This is a genomic window from Dyella sp. 2YAF14 (genome assembly GCF_052114725.1).
Lineage (GTDB): Bacteria > Pseudomonadota > Gammaproteobacteria > Xanthomonadales > Rhodanobacteraceae > Dyella.
On the sequence record NZ_JBFRFH010000011.1, the window covers coordinates 120,406 to 136,701 of the forward strand.

The 16,296-nt window shown below is 66.1% G+C and carries 16 protein-coding genes; 3 read left to right on the forward strand and 13 right to left on the reverse strand.

Features of this window, described 5'->3' with window-relative positions; translation table 11 throughout:
- Window positions 1-162 precede the first annotated feature (162 nt).
- From AB4Y82_RS16005 to folE, 5 genes are read right to left on the reverse strand one after another with little or no spacing between them, the layout of a single operon-like run.
- Complete coding sequence (locus tag AB4Y82_RS16005) at window positions 163-504, reverse strand: EF-hand domain-containing protein (RefSeq protein WP_441605554.1); 342 nt, start codon at window positions 502-504, stop codon at window positions 163-165.
- Window positions 504-3,296: an AAA family ATPase gene (locus AB4Y82_RS16010; RefSeq protein ID WP_441605502.1), complete on the reverse strand. Its 2,793-nt coding sequence runs from the start codon at window positions 3,294-3,296 to the stop codon at window positions 504-506. The genes AB4Y82_RS16005 and AB4Y82_RS16010 overlap by 1 nt, the downstream gene beginning before the upstream one ends.
- Window positions 3,289-4,020 (reverse strand): hypothetical protein, encoded by a 732-nt coding sequence (locus AB4Y82_RS16015; protein WP_441605501.1) that lies wholly within the window; start codon window positions 4,018-4,020, stop codon window positions 3,289-3,291. The genes AB4Y82_RS16010 and AB4Y82_RS16015 overlap by 8 nt, the downstream gene beginning before the upstream one ends.
- A complete protein-coding gene (locus tag AB4Y82_RS16020) occupies window positions 4,013-5,311 on the reverse strand; it encodes a hypothetical protein (RefSeq protein ID WP_441605500.1) in 1,299 nt (432 codons plus the stop codon). Before AB4Y82_RS16020 ends, AB4Y82_RS16015 begins: the two co-directional genes overlap by 8 nt.
- Before the next feature lie 13 nt (window positions 5,312-5,324).
- Window positions 5,325-5,927 (reverse strand): GTP cyclohydrolase I FolE, encoded by a 603-nt coding sequence (folE, locus tag AB4Y82_RS16025; RefSeq protein WP_121883715.1) that lies wholly within the window; start codon window positions 5,925-5,927, stop codon window positions 5,325-5,327.
- A 196-nt stretch (window positions 5,928-6,123) separates the two neighbouring features.
- Here folE and AB4Y82_RS16030 point away from each other — a divergent pair, with 196 nt between their 5' ends.
- Entirely contained in the window at window positions 6,124-6,984 is an 861-nt protein-coding gene (locus AB4Y82_RS16030) for an energy transducer TonB (protein ID WP_441605499.1), read from the forward strand.
- 4 nt (window positions 6,985-6,988) lie between these two features.
- Here AB4Y82_RS16030 and AB4Y82_RS16035 read toward each other — a convergent pair whose 3' ends face one another.
- Complete coding sequence (locus AB4Y82_RS16035; RefSeq protein WP_441605498.1) at window positions 6,989-7,849, reverse strand: hypothetical protein; 861 nt, start codon at window positions 7,847-7,849, stop codon at window positions 6,989-6,991.
- A gap of 86 nt (window positions 7,850-7,935) precedes the next feature.
- Entirely contained in the window at window positions 7,936-8,739 is an 804-nt protein-coding gene (locus AB4Y82_RS16040) for a hypothetical protein (RefSeq protein WP_441605497.1), read from the reverse strand.
- A 148-nt stretch (window positions 8,740-8,887) separates the two neighbouring features.
- Here AB4Y82_RS16040 and AB4Y82_RS16045 point away from each other — a divergent pair, with 148 nt between their 5' ends.
- The gene (locus AB4Y82_RS16045; RefSeq protein ID WP_441605496.1) at window positions 8,888-9,358 is read left to right on the forward strand and encodes a hypothetical protein; all 471 of its coding nucleotides are present in this window, start codon (window positions 8,888-8,890) and stop codon (window positions 9,356-9,358) included.
- Window positions 9,359-9,373: 15 nt separating this feature from the next.
- Here AB4Y82_RS16045 and rmuC read toward each other — a convergent pair whose 3' ends face one another.
- The 5 genes from rmuC to AB4Y82_RS16070 all read right to left on the reverse strand — a co-directional run bounded on the left by rmuC (window position 9,374) and on the right by AB4Y82_RS16070 (window position 14,224).
- Window positions 9,374-10,810, reverse strand: a complete 1,437-nt coding sequence (rmuC, locus tag AB4Y82_RS16050) for a DNA recombination protein RmuC (protein ID WP_441605495.1) — start codon at window positions 10,808-10,810, stop codon at window positions 9,374-9,376.
- A gap of 62 nt (window positions 10,811-10,872) precedes the next feature.
- The gene (locus AB4Y82_RS16055) at window positions 10,873-12,045 is read right to left on the reverse strand and encodes a class I SAM-dependent rRNA methyltransferase (protein WP_441605494.1); all 1,173 of its coding nucleotides are present in this window, start codon (window positions 12,043-12,045) and stop codon (window positions 10,873-10,875) included.
- A gap of 141 nt (window positions 12,046-12,186) precedes the next feature.
- On the reverse strand, window positions 12,187-12,621 hold the full coding sequence (locus AB4Y82_RS16060) for a hypothetical protein (RefSeq protein ID WP_441605493.1): 435 nt from the start codon (window positions 12,619-12,621) through the stop codon (window positions 12,187-12,189).
- A gap of 221 nt (window positions 12,622-12,842) precedes the next feature.
- Entirely contained in the window at window positions 12,843-13,790 is a 948-nt protein-coding gene (locus tag AB4Y82_RS16065) for a serine/threonine protein kinase (protein WP_441605492.1), read from the reverse strand.
- Entirely contained in the window at window positions 13,787-14,224 is a 438-nt protein-coding gene (locus tag AB4Y82_RS16070) for a hotdog fold thioesterase (protein ID WP_441605491.1), read from the reverse strand. The genes AB4Y82_RS16065 and AB4Y82_RS16070 overlap by 4 nt, the downstream gene beginning before the upstream one ends.
- An 82-nt stretch (window positions 14,225-14,306) precedes the next feature.
- Here AB4Y82_RS16070 and AB4Y82_RS16075 point away from each other — a divergent pair, with 82 nt between their 5' ends.
- A complete protein-coding gene (locus AB4Y82_RS16075; RefSeq protein WP_441605490.1) occupies window positions 14,307-15,365 on the forward strand; it encodes a 2Fe-2S iron-sulfur cluster-binding protein in 1,059 nt (352 codons plus the stop codon).
- Window positions 15,366-15,403: 38 nt separating this feature from the next.
- On the opposite strand, the gene AB4Y82_RS16080 is transcribed toward AB4Y82_RS16075, so the two are convergent.
- Window positions 15,404-15,856, reverse strand: coding sequence for a rhodanese-like domain-containing protein (locus AB4Y82_RS16080; RefSeq protein WP_441605489.1), 453 nt, complete (start codon window positions 15,854-15,856; stop codon window positions 15,404-15,406).
- Between the last annotated feature and the right edge of the window lie 440 nt (window positions 15,857-16,296).

Sequence of the window (16,296 nt, forward strand, 5' to 3'; positions counted from 1 at the left end):
GATAGCCGATTCCAGATGACGCTGTGTGTGCAGTGCAGTAGGAGGGCGCAACGCCTTCTGTTGTGGGAGCGCACCCTGTGCGCGACAGTCGCTACGAAGCCGACCGGTGAGGCCAGTCGCGCACAGGGTGCGCTCCCACAACAACAGAGGGGTGAGGGCGATTCAACCCTGCGGTGGCTGCGTCAGCTCGCGCGCGTCGAGATAGCCGTCGTGATTGCGGTCCAGCTTGTGGAACTGACGGCGCAGGTTGTCCTGGAACTGCTTGAGCGTGATGGGTTTGCCGTGGCCGCCGGGCAACTCATCGGTTTGGAGCACGCCGTCACCATTGGTATCGAGCCGGTAGAAGCCCTGGCTCAGATGCGCCACGTACTCCGCCTCGCTCACCCGCCCATCGCCATCGGTGTCGAACTCCCGCAGGTATTCGGCCGGCGTGGACTGCGCCCAGGCGATCACCGGCCCCAGCAGCAGGCCTGCCAGCATTGCAGCGCGGGCAGGCCGCCGCATCATGCGGCTTCGGTCCGGCGGCGCAGCACGGCCAGCGGCTGCGCCCAGGTGGCGCCGGGGCGGCGCTTGCTGGTGACCAGGGTGAGGTCGCTGGGCTGGAACACGTTGATGTTGTGCGTGGCCGGCGTAGTGAGGATGTACTGGGCGCGCGTGGACTTGAGGAAGGCACCCACCTTGTCGATGTTGAAGATGTCCAGGTGCGCGAACGGCTCGTCGATGAAGACGAAGCCGCCGGGGCGATCCTCGTCGCGCATCAACGCCACCAGCAGCAAGAGTGACTTCATCACCTGCTGGCCGCCCGAGGCCTCGCCGTCGTCCATGCCGATCCAGCCCTTCTTGTCGAACTCGAAGCGCACGTTGAGGCCGGCCTGGGCCAGGGCGAGGTCTTCATTCACCAATTCAGGCAGGTCCGTTTCCACGCCGATGCCGGCCAGATCCGCCAGCACTTTCAGGTTGCGCGCATAACGCTTGACCGTATTGCGCAGCACGTTGAGATACGCGGCGCGCGCTTCCGTCGTGATGCGGCCGGCACGTTCCAGATGCACGCGACGGCGCTGCAGATCCTCGCGCAGGCCTTCGTGGTCGTTGGCGTATTTGTCGCGCAGCGGCAGCACGCCGTCGTCGGTTTCCCAGTGCCCTTCGTTGAGGCGACGCTCGATGCGGTCGATCTCGCGACGTACGGCAGCGGGCGACTCATAGCGTTCGCGCAGTTCCAGCATGGCGCGGCGCGAACGATGCGACGGGCGCACGTGGCTGCGCTTGTGGCGGAAAGCCTTCAGGCGATCGACCTGCTCGTGACGGTATTGCGCAAACTGGCGCGCGCTGTCGGCCAGCTGCTGCTGCGCCTGTTTGTGCTCGCGCGCTTCGTTGTCGCGCTGGCGGGAGTTCTGCTGGCGCTGCTCGCGCACGCCTTCGTAATGCGCCTCGGCAGCGGCGTAGCTGTCGGCGCAGCGCTGCACGTCGTCCTGCAGCGAAGACAGCGCTTCGTGCGCCACGGCAAATTCATCGGCGCGGTCGGCGAGCTGGTTGCTGGCGTTGGCGCCGCGCAGCAGGCTTTCGGCGTCGCTGGCCTGTTCCTGCCAGGTCTTGCGCTTGTCGCCGATGGCGCGCAGCTGTTTCTCGATCTGCTGCAGTCGCTCTTCGCCCTCGCGCAGCTGGCGTTCGCGCGCGGCACTGCCGAAGTACACATCGTCGACACCGAGGTGACGTCCGCCGCGGCGCTCGCGGAAATAACCCTGCGGCGTGATCCAGTCCTGCTCCTTGCCGAGCTTGGCGCCGTCGGCCACGTCTTCCACGCGGCGGATGCGGTCGAGCTGGCGCAGCAGCCATTCCGGCGCCGCTGCGGTGAAGTCGACCACTTCCAGCAGCGAGCCACGCGTGGCCGCGATGCTGGGCGAGCGTTCGGCCACCACGAAATGCTTGTAGCGGTGTTGCTCGCCCAGGCGCCACGCTGCTTCGCGGTCACGCGGGTGATCGAGCAGCACCACATGGCGATAGCCGGCGAGCACCGCTTCCACTGCTGCCTGCCAGCGCGGCTCGGTGATCTCGACGATCTCGCTGAGCATGCTGTGGCCGATGCTGGCCTCGTCCAGGGCGCGTCGGAACGATTGCTCGAACTCCGGCGTGTAGCGCTGGCCGCGACGCCAGGCGCCGAGTTGCGCGGTCAGTGTCGACAACTGCTCGCGCAGTCGTGCTTCGTCATTCTGCAGGCGACCAAGCTGGCTGCGTGCTTCGACAAGCTGCTTGCCTTGCTGCTCGTGATCGGCGCCGTCCTGTTCGGCGACCAGTTTGCGCAGATGCTGCTCCTGCTTGAGCAAGGTGGCGTTCTCTGTTTCGGCGCGGCGCGCTTCGTCGAGCTGCTGCTTGGCCTGCTGGCGGACCTGGTCGGCTGCGTGCTGTTCGCCTCGCAGCGATTCTTCCTTGACGTCCAGCGCTTGCAGGCCCCGCTGCAGCTCCACGTCGCGCGCGGACAGATCGCGACACTTGCGCTTGAGGCCGAGCAACTGGGGACGCGCACCACGGATGGCCGCGTGCAGTTCGGCCAGTTCGGTGCGCGGGAGCGTTTCGGCGACCAGGTCGGTGTGCTCATGTTTGAGCGCATCCCACTCCTGCCATGAGCGCACGCGGCCCTCGGCCTCCTGCAGGCTCACGCCGATCAGGGAGAGCTGATGTTCCAGGCCGTGCAGCTCGCGATCGGCTTCGGCTTGTTCGTTGCGGGCGCGCTGATAGTCATCCAGCACGGTCTTGTCGCCGAACACGTCGAACACCAGGTCCAGCAGGGCCTTCGGCGGCAGCTGGCACAGCTTGTCGGTGGCGCCTTGTTCCAGCGTGAGCACGCGGCGGATTGCCTGCGACAAGCCGGCGCCTTCCAGCCGCACGCGGTAGTCGCGCAAGCCGAGGAAGTCGTTGCGTGCTTCGATCTCGTCGACGCTGACATCGCCGCCCATCACGGCGTACTGGCGCTGCCACTCGCCGCCCTTCTTCTGGATGCGCACCGCCAGCGTCACTTCGCTGTCCATGATCGGGAAGAACGGACGCTCGCCGCGCGGTCCGGGCACATTGCCCACGCGCGCACGCAGCCAGGCGAACGGTTTGCCGTTGTGGCGCAGATAGCTCTTGTAGTCGCGGTTGCCGGCGCAGTCGATGGTGAGCAGGGTGCGCAGCGCGTCGAGCAGGGTGGTCTTGCCCGAACCGTTCGGGCCCACCACGGTGACGATATTGGTATCCAGCGGCAGGCTGAAGCGCTGCCAGTAGTCCCAGTGGATGACCTCGAGGCTGCGGAAATCAAACATCGTGGATCACTTCGCTGTCTTCACTGATTTCATTTACGTCGTCGTCGGCATCGTCGTAGAGCGGTTCATCGTCGCTGCCGATGTCGTCGCGCGGCGTGAGGCCTGCCAGCAGGTCGCTCAGCGCGCCATCGAGGATGCGTCGCGCGGTGCGTTCGTAATCGAACACCAGATCCAGCAACGGTCCTTCGGCCAGCTCGCCCTTGCGCCGCGCGATGAAGCCGTGGCGCGAAAGCAGGCCGAGGTTGAAATTCACGCGCGTCTTGCCGCCGAGCTTCTCACCGAAATCGGCGAGCAGCGTGCGCTCGGCCACGATGGGCGATAGCGCCGCATCGCGCGAAATCGGCTTGGCTTCGGCGAACATCTGCTTTTGCGAAGCATCGGCCTCGGCCTGTTGACGTTCGAGCTGGCGCTGGCGCTTGGGCAGCACGATCAGCGCCCACAGCACCACCAGCAGCGCGATGGCGTCGCGGTCGAGCTGCAAGGTGTTGGAGATCCAGCTGTCGCTGCCGCCGAACACGTGCTTCTCATTGGCGCGCGCCACGGCCACGCCGATATAGGCGGAGTAGGGGTGTTCGCGCAGTTCGAGGCCGACGGCAGCCAGGCGGCGATCGAGTTCTTCGCGGAACGCCTCGTCGAGCAACGCCTTGCGTGCCTGCGTGTCGTCGCGCGGCAGCCAGCGCTGGGATAGCAATCGCGCGACCAGCGCAGCGGTTTCGTCATGCATGTTTGTTGTCCTTGCTTGGATGCAGGCGACCCGCGCTGACCAGCGCGATCGTCGCCAGGCCCGGGTCGATCAGGCGCGGTTCGATTTCCAGTTTCAGCGGCAGGCGCGCGAGATCCGCCGTTGCGCCCTGCAGCGCGGAGGATTCCGGGTCGCCCACCAGGCCGAGCAGCGAGAGGCGGTACGCGCTCAAGGCGTAGTCGTCGCCGCGCAAGGCGTCGCTGAGTTCCAGGGGAGTGGTCAATGCCGCCAGCTGGCCATGCCACTCGAGCAACGGCGAGAGGTCTTCCTCGTCGATCGGCAGGTCGTGCGTGGTCGGGGTGCTTTCCGCGTTCGGCAGCGCGCTGCTTTCGGCGGCGGCGCGTTCGCGTTCGAGCAATTCGAATTCGGCCACGTCCAGCGCGATCTGGTCCTGCAGGAAGGGCGGCTGCACCGGCAGCTGCGCAGCCTGGTCGGCATGCTGGGCCAGCGCATCTGGGGTGAGCGAACGCAACCACGCCACCAGGTCAGACGAGGAAAGGCCAGTACGCCCCAGATGCACGCGATGCTGGTCGATCTTGTTGAGCTCGCGCTGGAAGATGCCGGCCTGTCGCAGCAGCGCACTTTGCGCACGACCCACCGCCTGGGCGAGGCGATGCGTGGCCGAGTCGAGATCTTCGTTGTCAGCGATGGCGCTGACGACTTCCGTGCCCTTCTCCACCCACGTCCATACCGAATCGAGCCGCTGTGCGGCGCGACGGATGCGATGTTCGGAGCCGGACAGCACGGCGCGGTCGAAGTCGTCCTTCAATTCGGACAGGCGCGACAGCAGGTGCGTCAGTTCATCGCCGGACACCCGGCCCACGGCCTGGCCGGCGGCGAGCTGGGCGGTGATGTAGCCCAGGCCATCGTCGTCGTCGTGCTCGAATTCCAGCAGCGTGGCGACCGCGGCCAGCGCCTTGCGGCCCAGGGGGCTCACGCGATAACGCAGCGTTTCGTTGTCCCAGGTGAGCAGCTCGTGTTCCTTCAGGCGCTGCACCACGGTTTCCAGCTTCACCGGCTCGACAAAGGCCAGCTGCTCGCGGATTTCCGCCGGCGTCCACTCCGGCGCGTGGGCGCGTGCGCCCAACGTGCGCAGCACCAGCAGGCGCAGCAGCACCTGCGCCTCGCTGCCGTGGAACAGCGCGTTGAACGCGCGCAGCAGCGAGCGTCCGCGCAGCAGGGGAAACACCGCCGGGATGTCCTCGGCGGTGATGCCTTCGCGCAATACGTCCTGTAGACGCTCGTCGGCGTCCGTGCTATCGATCAATGCCATCGGTGGCGCGTGCTCAGCGGCCCGCGCCATGGATACCGATGAACTGCAGGAATTCCGAGCGCGTGCGTGCATCGTCGCGGAAGGCGCCCAGCATCTGGCTGGTGACCATGGAGACGCCGCGCTTGTGCACGCCGCGGGTGGTCATGCATTCGTGGCTGGCGTCGATCACCACGGCCACGCCGGCCGGGTGCAGGTTTTCCTGGATGCACTGGGCGATCTGCGCGGTGAGCTTTTCCTGCACCTGGAAGCGGCGCGCATAAGCGTCCACCACGCGTGCCAGCTTGCTGATGCCCACCACGCGATTGGTCGGCAGGTAGCCTACGTGCGCGCGGCCGATGATCGGTGCCATGTGGTGCTCGCAATGGCTTTCGAATTCGATGTCGCGCAGCACGACCATTTCGTCGTAGCCGGCCACTTCCTCGAAGGTGCGGCGCAGATAGTCGCCCGGGTCAGTGGCATAACCGGAGAACCAATCCTTGTATGCCTTCACCACGCGCTTGGGCGTATCGAGCAGACCTTCGCGGCCGGGATCTTCGCCCGACCAGCGCAGCAGGACGCGGACCGCTTCTTCGGCCTGTTCGCGGGTGACTTCGGTCGGTTCTTGACGCTCGCTCATGCGGGTTCCTTCGGGTACGGCTTACAGACGTGCCAGTGTAACGCCAGCGTCAAGCACTGGCCCGCATGGGTGGCGGACGCTTAGCAGGATCAATCACTTGCGTCCCCGGCGAGGCGTAGCCCGGTCAGGTGACCACCCTTATGCTGCCGCCGCTGCGCCGCTAGACTAGCCTCTCGCATGAACTAAGGAGTGGTTTATGAAGCGCTGGTATCTGGCCTGGACGTTTGTACTGCTTGGCTGTTTCGTATCGACAGCGGCGGTGGCCGCGGCAGCCCAAAGCGTACGCAAGTCGGCGGAGGCCTCCATGTTGGTCACCGGATCGGTGGAAGTGAATCCGGATGGCACCCTGCACGGCTACACCCTGGATCAGCCGGAGAAACTTCCACCGGTGGTGGTGGATGTCATTGCTCAAGGCATCGCGCAGTGGGAGTTCAAGCTCTCCGCACCCACCAAGGACGTGGTGAAAAGCTCGATGAGCATACGCATCGTGGCCAAGCCTGTCGGTGACGGCAATTTCAAAGTGACTCTCGTGGGCGCCACGTTTGGCCAGGGGCATGCCGATGGCGATACGGTGAGCTACAAGACTCGGCCCGCGCCCACTTATCCGATGCTCGCCATCCATGCGCGAGTCACCGGCACCGTGTATTTGCTTGTGCGCGTTGGTCGTGACGGGACAGTGGAAGATGTCATTGCCGAACAGGTGAACCTCGAGCAATACGCCACGCCAGTGGAGATGGACAGGTTCCGCAAAGCGTTGGCCGACGCGTCGATCAGTGCGGTGCGTCGCTGGACTTACAACCCGCCTAGCAAGGGGGCCGCAAAGGATGATCCCTATTGGGTCGTTCGCGTACCGGTGAACTTCTATCTTCAGGGCGGCGGGGCGCCCGTCGTGAAGCGCGGCTACGGCCATTGGGACGCCTATATTCCCGGGCCGCGACAGACCCCGCCATGGATCAGCAACGCGCTTGCCAGCCAGTCGCCGGATGCCGTACCCGATGGCGCACTCTCCACCGGCAATGCTCAAGTGCAGCTGGCCACCCGGCTGGATGGCGCCTGAGGTCTCAGGTCACCGAGCGAAATAGTGTCACGCGGCCAGTATCCGGTTCGCTGGCCGCGCGCAACCACGGCTCGCTCGCGATGGCCGGCGTGCAAGGGCCGAGCGTGGCGAGTCGGATCGTTCGACGACGCGCTTCGTCATGCAGCCGGTCGAGCATCTGCCGCAAGATGTCGCCGGTGAACGGCGTATAGAGATAAAACACCGTGCCCCGCGAGACATCGGCATCGCGGGCATCCTGCGCCATGAAGCTGGCGCGATCGATCCCCAGCGCTTGTGCCGCGCGCTGGGCGCTGGCCACGTAGGCGGGCTCACGCTCGATGCCGCAAGCCCGCGCTGGCGTGCAGATCGATACCAGCAAGGGCACATGCCCCATGCCTGAGCCGAGATCGACCAGCAGGTCATCGTGACCCAGATGCGCTCGGTGGATCAGGTCCAGCACGTGGCGCACCGGCGTTGGCTGGTAGAACACCATGTCGGCTTCGAGCGCAGCGACAGAGTCAGGCTCGTCCAGCGACAAGACTTCGCCGATCAAGGCGTCGAGATGGTCGTAACCCCAGGGTTCGCGCAGGTCGTCGTGGTGCAGCCAGCCACGCAGGGCGTGCGCGCCGGCGCCTTGCGTGATGGCGTGGCGGATGCCTTCGCACAGGCGCTGTTGCACGTCGCTGAGGGCGGCCAGGCGCTCGCGCGCGCGTCGACGCACGGCGTTCATCACCGCCATGGCTGCGGGCGTGCAGGCCTGTGGTTCGTGCAGCAGCACGTCTTCCAGGCGATCCATCGCCAGCACACGCTCGCGCAGTTGTTCGGGCCGCTCCAGGGAACGGTCCTGCTCGACTTCGCGGACGATGGTGTGCAGGGCATCCAGCATGACGTGATCAATCCACTAGGGCGCACGAACCCTTGGATGGTGTCACGTTTCGGCTTGCCGCGAGTTGAACGCAGGTTGCTGCGATGTCAACGCGGATCGGGCACGAAATGTCCGGGGAACGGGTCGGGGCGAGCGGGCGGCGGACGGTCGTCGCCGGGGATCACGCCCTGGGCGATCAGGCGTTCGCGCGTGTCGTAGTACAGCGTGATCGTCTCATTCGGAGTAGAGGAGGCGCGTTCGAAATCGGTGTAGCTCACCACCGAGGTTTCGCGCTCGCCGTGGCCGGTGCCGATCGGACCGCTGTCCTGGGTCTTGGCCACTGCGCCGCGCGCTGCGGATTCGGCCACGGGCGCGGCGGGGGCAGGCGGTGATGGCTGCAGGCGTTCATCGCCCGAACTGGAGATCCTGGAGATCGGGCCGGGCATCGGCAGCGGGCGGATCATGTGTCGCGGCAGGAACACCGCCATGCCGATCACGCCCACGTTGTCGGGGCGGCCGGTGCGTGCGGCGTAGCTGTGCGAGGCATCCGCAAACACGAAATCCGCCACCTCAGTGAGGCTTTTGCGCCAGCCCGGAATGTCGGTGGACACATACGGCTGCAGCACATAACCCGTTTGCGACCAGTCGGCCGTGTCGCCGGACAGCACGTTGACGCCGTCGACCGAAAGCACGCCCAGTACGCGGCTGCCGTTCTGGCTGCGCAGATGGATCTGGTAGCGGTGACCCGGCTGCCCGGCGACGTAGTAGCGGCCATCGTGTTGATAGACCGTCAACTCCTGTTGCGAGGTGCGGTCGTACACAGCCAGGTCCACCAGCCGGCCGACCGCGGCGGCCTGCGTGCTGGCCGCCGCGGCGGCCAGGCCCAGTACCCACAAGCGCAAGCTGTTCATGCAACGACTCCGGCAGGCATCGATGGCCGATGCTTAGGTTGGAACGTCGCGCCGAGTCGAATGGGGTTAATCCCATGGTGCCGGTGCGAGGCCTCAAGGTTTTTCGCGGCCGACCGATTTCGTGGGCGACCCTCCCCCAGGACCTTCCATGAGCATCGGCATTCACCTGGACACCTCCGCCATCCCGGTGACCATCGCCGGCGCTTCGGCGTCGGCGGCATCGGCGTCCACCAGCTCGTCGTCGACTGCGGCGACATCATCGGCACAGGGCGGCAAGGCCTCGGTGGCGAAGGGCGCCGGTGTGGCTGGTGGCGCTGGGGGCGCTTCGTCGTCGTCGAGCAGCTCCGGCAGCAGCAGCGCGGCCAGCGCCACGGTGCAGGCCTTGCAGAAGGAAATCGCGCAGCTGCAAAAACAGCTGGCCCGGGAGGAGCAGGCTTTGCATGCGGCCACCTCAGGCAAGAAGGCAGCGGATCCGGCGAACATGGCGATCGCTTCCGCCTTGCAATCGGAGGTCGCGACGACCAATGGTCAGCTGGAAGCCGCCGTCAACGCCTTGTCCGCCGCCCTGCAGAGTGAGGGCGGCAGCAGCAGCGGTGCCCTGGTCAGCGCATCGGCCTGAGGGCGCAGCGCACGATCAAACCTCGGTGTCGTCGTCGCTGATCTCATCGAGCGCCGGGGCGTCGATCAGCACCTGCTGGGCGTCCTCGCCGGACAGGGTTTCCACGCCGCGCAGCTTGCGCTCGATGGCCCGCGTGCGGACGCTGGCCTGATCGATCACGTTGGTGGCTTCGTTGAGTTTCTTGCGGGTCTTTTCCAGCACCGCGCCGAACTTGCCGAATTCCGTCTTCACCGCACCGAGCAAGGTCCACACCTCGCTGCTGCGCTGGGCGATGGCCAGCGTGCGGAAGCCCATCTGCAGGCTGTTGAGCAAGGCGGTGAGCGTGGTGGGGCCGGCGATGGTGACGTGGAAATCGCGCTGTAGCGATTCGAACAGGCCCGGCCGGCGGATCACTTCGGCATACAGGCCTTCAGTGGGCAGGAACAACACCGCAAAGTCGGTGGTGTGCGGCGGCGCTACGTACTTGCTGCGGATGCGTTTGGCTTCCTCGCGCACGCGCACTTCCAGCGCACGGCCGGCCAGCGCAGCAGCATCGGCATCGGCCGCTTCCTGCGCGTCGAGCAGGCGCTGGTAATCCTCCACCGGGAATTTCGCGTCGATCGGCAGATAGAGCTGGGCGTGCTCGCCGGCGCCCGGCATGCGCACGGCAAATTCCACGCGGTCGTTGCTGCCGGGAACCGTCACCACGTTGGAGTCGTACTGATCGTTGGTGAGCAATTGCTCCAGCAGCGCACCCAACTGCACTTCGCCAAGGATGCCGCGCGTTTTCACATTGGTGAGCACGCGCTTGAGATCGCCCACGCCGATGGCGAGGTTCTGCATTTCGCCGAGACCGCGCTGCACTTGTTCGAGCCGTTCGGAGACCAGCGCAAACGACTGGCCCAGGCGCGTTTCCAGGGTGTTCTGCAACTTCTCGTCGACCGTGGCGCGCATTTGCTCGAGCCGGGCCGCGTTGTCGTCCTGGATCTCCTTGAGCTTGGTTTCCAGCGTGGCGCGTACTTCGTTGAGGCGCTTCTCGTTGTCGGCGGTGAGCGCGGCCAGGCGCTGCTGCTGTTGTTCGCCGAAACGATTGAGGGTGAGCGTGAGTTCTTCGCGGCTGCGGCGCGCGTCTTCGGTGAGGCGCTGCGCCAGCGTCTGCAGGCCGGCATCGGTGCGTTCGGTGAGCACGTCCAGGCGCTGGCCGAAATGGCCGATGCGCTCGTGCTGCTGGGTGCTCATGCCGCCCAGCTGTTCCTGCACCAGCGAGCGGAACTGTCCCAGCGACTGGGTCATCTCCCCGCGGTCGGCGCGCTGCTCCTGCGCCAGCGCTTCGCGCAGGTGGCGGTTGTCGTCCTTCAAGGCATCCAGGCGCGCAGCAAGGCCGCCATCATCGCGTCCGCGCAACAGGTTCATCACCTGCATGGCGAGCACGGCGATGACGAGGACGATCAACACGATTTCGGTTACGGACATGGCAGTTCCCAACGGCATACGGCCGCCAGTGTACGCACTGGCGTCTCAGAAGCGGGGACCGATCACATGACGCGGCAGAACACCGCCTTCAAGTAGCGGCCTTCCGGCACACTGCTGTTGAACGGATGGTCCGCGCCGGCGCCTGCCGTATGCAACACCTGGATCTCGCGGCCGGCGTTGAGCGCCACGCGGCGCAGCATTTCCAGGAAGTCCGCCTCGCTGACCAGGCCAGTGCACGAGCAGGTAAGCAGCAGGCCGCCGGGCGGGATCACATCCAGCGCCAGGCGATTCATCGCGAAGTATTTCTTCAGCGCGTCCATCACCTTGTTGCGGTCGCGCGTGAGCTTGGCCGGGTCGAGGATCACCGCGTCGTATTGCTCGCCGCGTGCGACGGCCGCGCGCAGCCAGTCGAAGATGTCGGCCTGTTCGAATACGGCGGGCACATCGTTGGCAGCGGCATTGGCGCGGGCGATTTCGAGGATGCCCGCGTCCATGTCCACGCCCGTGGCCGACTGCGCGCCGGCCGCCAGCGCGTGCACGGCGAAGCCGCCAGCGTTGCAGCACAGATCGAGCACCTTGCGGCCCTTGGCCAGGCGCGCGAAATGGTGGCGGTTCTCGCGCTGGTCGGCGAAGAAACCGGTCTTGTGGCCATAGCCGGGCGCAGCATGGAAACGCAGGCCGTGCTCATGCACTTCCACCGGCTCGGGCGCATCGGCGGAGCGGCAATCGAAGGATTCCTGCTTCTGCACATGGCTTTCCGCAAACCAGTACAGGCGTGCGCCGGGAAAGTGGCGCAGCAAGGCGGCCTGGATGGCCTCGCGGAAACGCCACATGCCGGCGGCGAAGTATTCGATCACCAGGATGTCGGCGTAGCGATCCACCACCAGGCCCGATAGCCCGTCGCCTTCGCTGTGCACCACGCGCCACGCATCGCTGATGCGGTCCAGCTGAAGCAGTTCCTGGCGCAGCGCCACGGCGCGGTCGATGCGGCCGGTGATCCAGTCGGCGTCAATGGTCTCGGTGGGATCGCTGCTCAGCAGGCGCAGCGCGATGCGCGCATGGCCGTTCCAGAAGCCGCGGCCCACGAAGCGTCCCTTGGCGTCCTCCACATCGACCACGCTGCCAGGCGGTACGCGGGTTTCCGGCTTGTGGACCTGGGCGGACCATACCCAGGGATGGCCGGGCGTGCGGTCGGTCTTGAGGCGGATGACGGGGAGGGGGGCAGGGCTATTCATCCGCCCATGATAACCGGTGAGGGCCTGGAACCCGGCGATTTGCTTGTGGGAACGCACCCTGTGCGCGACTGGCGCACCCTCAGCGACGCTCCGTGGGAGTCGCGCACAGGGTGCGCTCCCACAAAAAAGCGAGGTGGTCGCTTAGCGCAGGCGCAGCGCCAGCCAGGACAGCAGCGCCAGCAGGTTCAGCCCCAGCCGCGATACCGACGGCCCGGCCACGGCCAGCACGAAGCCTTCGCTGCCGACATGCCAGTCCAGCCACAGCTGCACCGGGATATGCAGGCTGGCGTAGACGTTCACGAAGGCGCCGCAATGGAAGCCGTAGCTGAAAATCGGCGTGGCGATCAGGGGCAGCTGCAGCACCTGGGCCCAGCTCGAGAAGGTCACGCCGCGCTCGCTGTTCTCAAGCAAAAGCACGCCAGCCACCAGCACGAACGCATAGAACGCCAGGCCGATCACCGCCACGATGGAGTCGTGCGAGCCGAACGGCAACAGCCGTCGCAGCATGCTCACCATGCCGAAAAAGCCACCCGCCACTTCAAGGATGCCGATCAGTCGGAACAGAAAATTGCGCACGTGCGAAGCCCTGGGTCGAAAGTGGCGAGCTTAGCGGATCGTGCTGGGGCTGTCGGTGGTGTGGATTGGCAATTTGTCGGGTGGTGTTCATCCCGCCGCTTGCCGCACGCATCGCCGACACCTCGCCGCGCACACATCGCGAACCCTTGTAGGAGCGCACTTGTGCGCGACCGTCCCCTCGCACAGGCATCGCTCCGCCCGGGTCGCGCACAAGTGCGCTCCTACAACAGCTCCTCGGACAACTCGTGCAGGTCGGCGATGTGCTGCTCCCACCATCGCGCTTCGGCGGCGAACGGGAAGGCGGCGGGGAAGGCCGGATCGTGCCAGCGCGCCGCAATCCAGCCGGCGTAGTGCAGCTGGCGCATGGCGCGCAGCGCCGGCACCAGGGCGAGCTCGCTGAAGTCGAAGTCGCGCATCTGCTGATAGCCATCGAGCAGCGCGCTCATAGACTTCTCGTCGTTGGCGAGCATCCACAGGTCCTGCACGGCAGGGCCCATGCGCGCGTCATCGAGATCGACGAAGTGCGGGCCGCCATCGGTCCACAGCACATTGCCGGGATGGCAGTCGCCGTGCAGCCGCAGCGAGCGCACCGGGCCGACGGCGTCATAGCGACTGGCCACGGCGTGATCCACGCGTTCGGCGGCGGCGCGATAGGCAGCGTGCAGCGACGGCGGCAACAGCGACGAGGCCAGCACGGCCTGCATCGGGTGCGCGATCAGCGTGGCGCGGTCCAGACGGCCGCGGTGTTCGAACGCTGCACGCGCGCCCACGCCATGAATGCGCGCAATCAGCCGACCCAGCCATTCCAGCTGTTCGGTCGATTCCAGCGAGGGCGCGCGGCCGCCTCGACGCGGCGTGAGTGCGTAGCGGAAGCCATCGTGATGCAGCAGCGTGCGTCCACCGAACACCAGCGGCGCCACGACCGGAATTTCGGCGTCGACCAACTCCCTGGCGAACGCGTGTTCCTCAAGGATCGCCGCGTCGCTCCAGCGATGCGGTCGATAAAACTTGGCGATGACCGGCGAGGCGTCCTCGATACCCACCTGCCACACGCGATTTTCATAGCTGTTGAGCGCCAGCAGGCGGCCGTCCGGCCACAGGCCGCACGCGGTGACGGCATCGAGTACGCGATCGGGATCGAGCGTGGCGTAGGGAGCGTCGATGCTCAACGCGGTGCCACGACGCGTGCCGGAATCACCGCCATGGTGATGCGCGAGATGCACACCAGTTCGCCGGCTTCCGTCTCGATGCGGATTTCCCACACCTGCGTGGTGCGGCCGATATGCACCATGCGCGCGGTGCCGGTGACGGTGCCGCTGCGCACGCCGCGGATATGGTTGGCGTTGATGTCCAGGCCCACCGCTACTTCCGAGGGATCGAGCGCGAGCATGGCGGCCGAGCTGCCCAGCGTCTCGGCCAGCACCACGGATGCCCCGCCATGCAGCAGGCCATACGGCTGGTGCGTGCGATGGTCCACCGGCATGGTGCCGCGCAGCCAGTCGTCGCCGATTTCGGTGATGCGGATGCCCAGCGTTTCCATCATGGTGTTGGTGCTCCAGCCATTGATGCGCTCGAGCGAGGTGTCCTGTTTCCAGATGGCCATGGCTGTTTTCTCCGCGTGAAGCTTGTGATTGGACCCTAAGGCCCTCATTGTCGACTGACGCTTACGCCGCGACAATGTGCCCGTGCCTATCGTTACGATCCAATCCACCGGCCGCCATTTCCCCGTCGCGCCCGGCGAAACCGTGCTGGAAGCCGCGCAGCGGGCCGGCATCGCCTTGCCGTATTCGTGCCGCGCCGGCGTGTGCGGCAGCTGCAAGGCCACGCTGCTGGCGGGGTATTGCGAGTATCCGCGCAATCCGCCGGTGGCACTGGCCGGCACCTCGCCGGCACAGCATGCGATTTTGCTTTGCCAGGCGGTGCCGCGCGGCGATCTGCTGATCGAAGCGCGCGAAGTCACCTCGGTGGAGGACATCGCCAAGCGGCAAGTCGACGTGGTGGTGTCGCGCAAATGGATGCTGGCGCCCGATGTGATCGGCCTGCATCTGCAACCGGTAGTGGCGGAAGCGCGGCTCAACTGGCTGCCCGGCCAATATCTGGACGTGCTGCTTGAGGATGGGCGTCGTCGCCCGTTCTCCATCGCCAACCATCCGCAAGCCGACGGCACCATCGAACTGCACGTGCGCCACGTGGCCGGCGGCGGTTTCACTTCGTGGGTGTACGACACGCTCAAGTTGGGCGACGCCATGCGCATCGAAGGCCCGCTGGGCACCTTTGTGCCGCGCGAGGATTCGGAGCGTCCGATGATCCTGATGGCTGGAGGCACGGGCTTTGCGCCGCTGAAGGCCATCGTCGAGCACTTCATGGCGCTGGGCACGCGTCGTCCGATGCGGGTGTATTGGGGTGCCAGGCAGGCGGCCGATATCTACATGCGCGAACAGGCCGAACGCTGGGCGGCGCTTGCGCACGACTTGTCGTTCCAGGCCGTGATTTCGGATGCGGAACAGGCACGGGCCAGCGGCATGCGCATGGGTTTCGTGCACGAGGCCGTGCTGCAGGATCACCCGGATCTTGCCGCTTACGACGTCTACATGAGCGGCCCGCCCGCGATGATCGATGCGGGCCGCAAGCTCTTCATCGCTGCAGGGCTGCCGGAAGACCGGCTGTACTACGACTCGTTCGACTACGCGCCCGATGTGCTGGCGCAGATCCTGGGCAGTCGCGCCGGCATTGTCGGGCTATAGCGGGCGAGAGCGTTGCGCGCTCGCCCGCCAAACAGCGATCAACCCGGATTCTTGCCCTTGGCCACCGGCAACTGCGCCTGCTGCCAGCCGATCACGCCGCCGTTGAGGGTGTAGACCTTGCTGAAACCGGCCTTGACCAGGCGCTGCGCGGCTTTGTCGCTGGCGCCGCGGCCGTCCTTGTCGATCAGCACCACCGGCACGTCCTTGGCCTTGGCGATGTCTTTGTGCTCGGGGTCGAACTGGCTCATGGCGACATGGCGCGAGCCGGGCACATGGGCCTTCTCGTAATCGGCATAGGCGGAAAGATCGATCAGCAGCGGACCTTCGCGGTTGATCAGCAGGGTGAGGCCGGCGGGCGTCAGCTCCTTGTACTTGCGCAGCAACATCATCAGCTGCGTGCCGACCAGCCCGAGCAGCAGGACCAGGAACAGCGCGGCGAGCGCGAGGTGGTTGCCGAGAAACTCGGGCAGCTTATGCAGGATATCGCTCATTATCTGGGGCTTCCGCTGGCGCGGCGGGGCCGCGCGGGGTGAACTGAGCGGGGGATTATAGGGGGTGGAGGGGGTGGTTGGTTTTCTGCTTCGGTTTCCGGGTGACTTCGGGTTCTGGACCGTCATGCGGAGGCACGCCGGCATTTGATCGTCATTGCGGCGTAGGCCGGAGGCGCTTTTCAACAGCGGAGCTGGTTATCCAGAGCCTCGGTGTTTAGCTGTCGCGATACGGTGACCTGGCTCGCCTGCCGCGGGCTTCCGACCTCCTGCCGGAGGCCGGGTCACTTTCTCTTGCTTGCCCAAAGAAAAGTAACCAAAAGAAAGGGCCCCCCGGATGACGCGCCTTCCGGGCCTTTGGCCCTCCAGGTGCGCGTGCGGGTTGCGGGGTTTTTCGACAGGACATCCGTGTCCTGTCGAAAAACTGGCCGCATCCATGCGGC

Coding starts and splice junctions, on each gene's coding strand:
- AB4Y82_RS16015 (WP_441605501.1), bottom strand. CDS start 4,020: ATGCATGACGAAACCGCTGCGCTGGTCGCGCGATTGCTATCCCAGCGC.
- AB4Y82_RS16010 (WP_441605502.1), bottom strand. CDS start 3,296: ATGTTTGATTTCCGCAGCCTCGAGGTCATCCACTGGGACTACTGGCAG.
- AB4Y82_RS16070 (WP_441605491.1), bottom strand. CDS start 14,224: ATGGCCATCTGGAAACAGGACACCTCGCTCGAGCGCATCAATGGCTGG.
- AB4Y82_RS16035 (WP_441605498.1), bottom strand. CDS start 7,849: ATGCTGGATGCCCTGCACACCATCGTCCGCGAAGTCGAGCAGGACCGT.
- folE (WP_121883715.1), bottom strand. CDS start 5,927: ATGAGCGAGCGTCAAGAACCGACCGAAGTCACCCGCGAACAGGCCGAA.
- AB4Y82_RS16080 (WP_441605489.1), bottom strand. CDS start 15,856: ATGAGCGATATCCTGCATAAGCTGCCCGAGTTTCTCGGCAACCACCTC.
- rmuC (WP_441605495.1), bottom strand. CDS start 10,810: ATGTCCGTAACCGAAATCGTGTTGATCGTCCTCGTCATCGCCGTGCTC.
- AB4Y82_RS16020 (WP_441605500.1), bottom strand. CDS start 5,311: ATGGCATTGATCGATAGCACGGACGCCGACGAGCGTCTACAGGACGTA.
- AB4Y82_RS16005 (WP_441605554.1), bottom strand. CDS start 504: ATGCGGCGGCCTGCCCGCGCTGCAATGCTGGCAGGCCTGCTGCTGGGG.
- AB4Y82_RS16030 (WP_441605499.1), top strand. CDS start 6,124: ATGAAGCGCTGGTATCTGGCCTGGACGTTTGTACTGCTTGGCTGTTTC.
- AB4Y82_RS16040 (WP_441605497.1), bottom strand. CDS start 8,739: ATGAACAGCTTGCGCTTGTGGGTACTGGGCCTGGCCGCCGCGGCGGCC.
- AB4Y82_RS16045 (WP_441605496.1), top strand. CDS start 8,888: ATGAGCATCGGCATTCACCTGGACACCTCCGCCATCCCGGTGACCATC.
- AB4Y82_RS16055 (WP_441605494.1), bottom strand. CDS start 12,045: ATGAATAGCCCTGCCCCCCTCCCCGTCATCCGCCTCAAGACCGACCGC.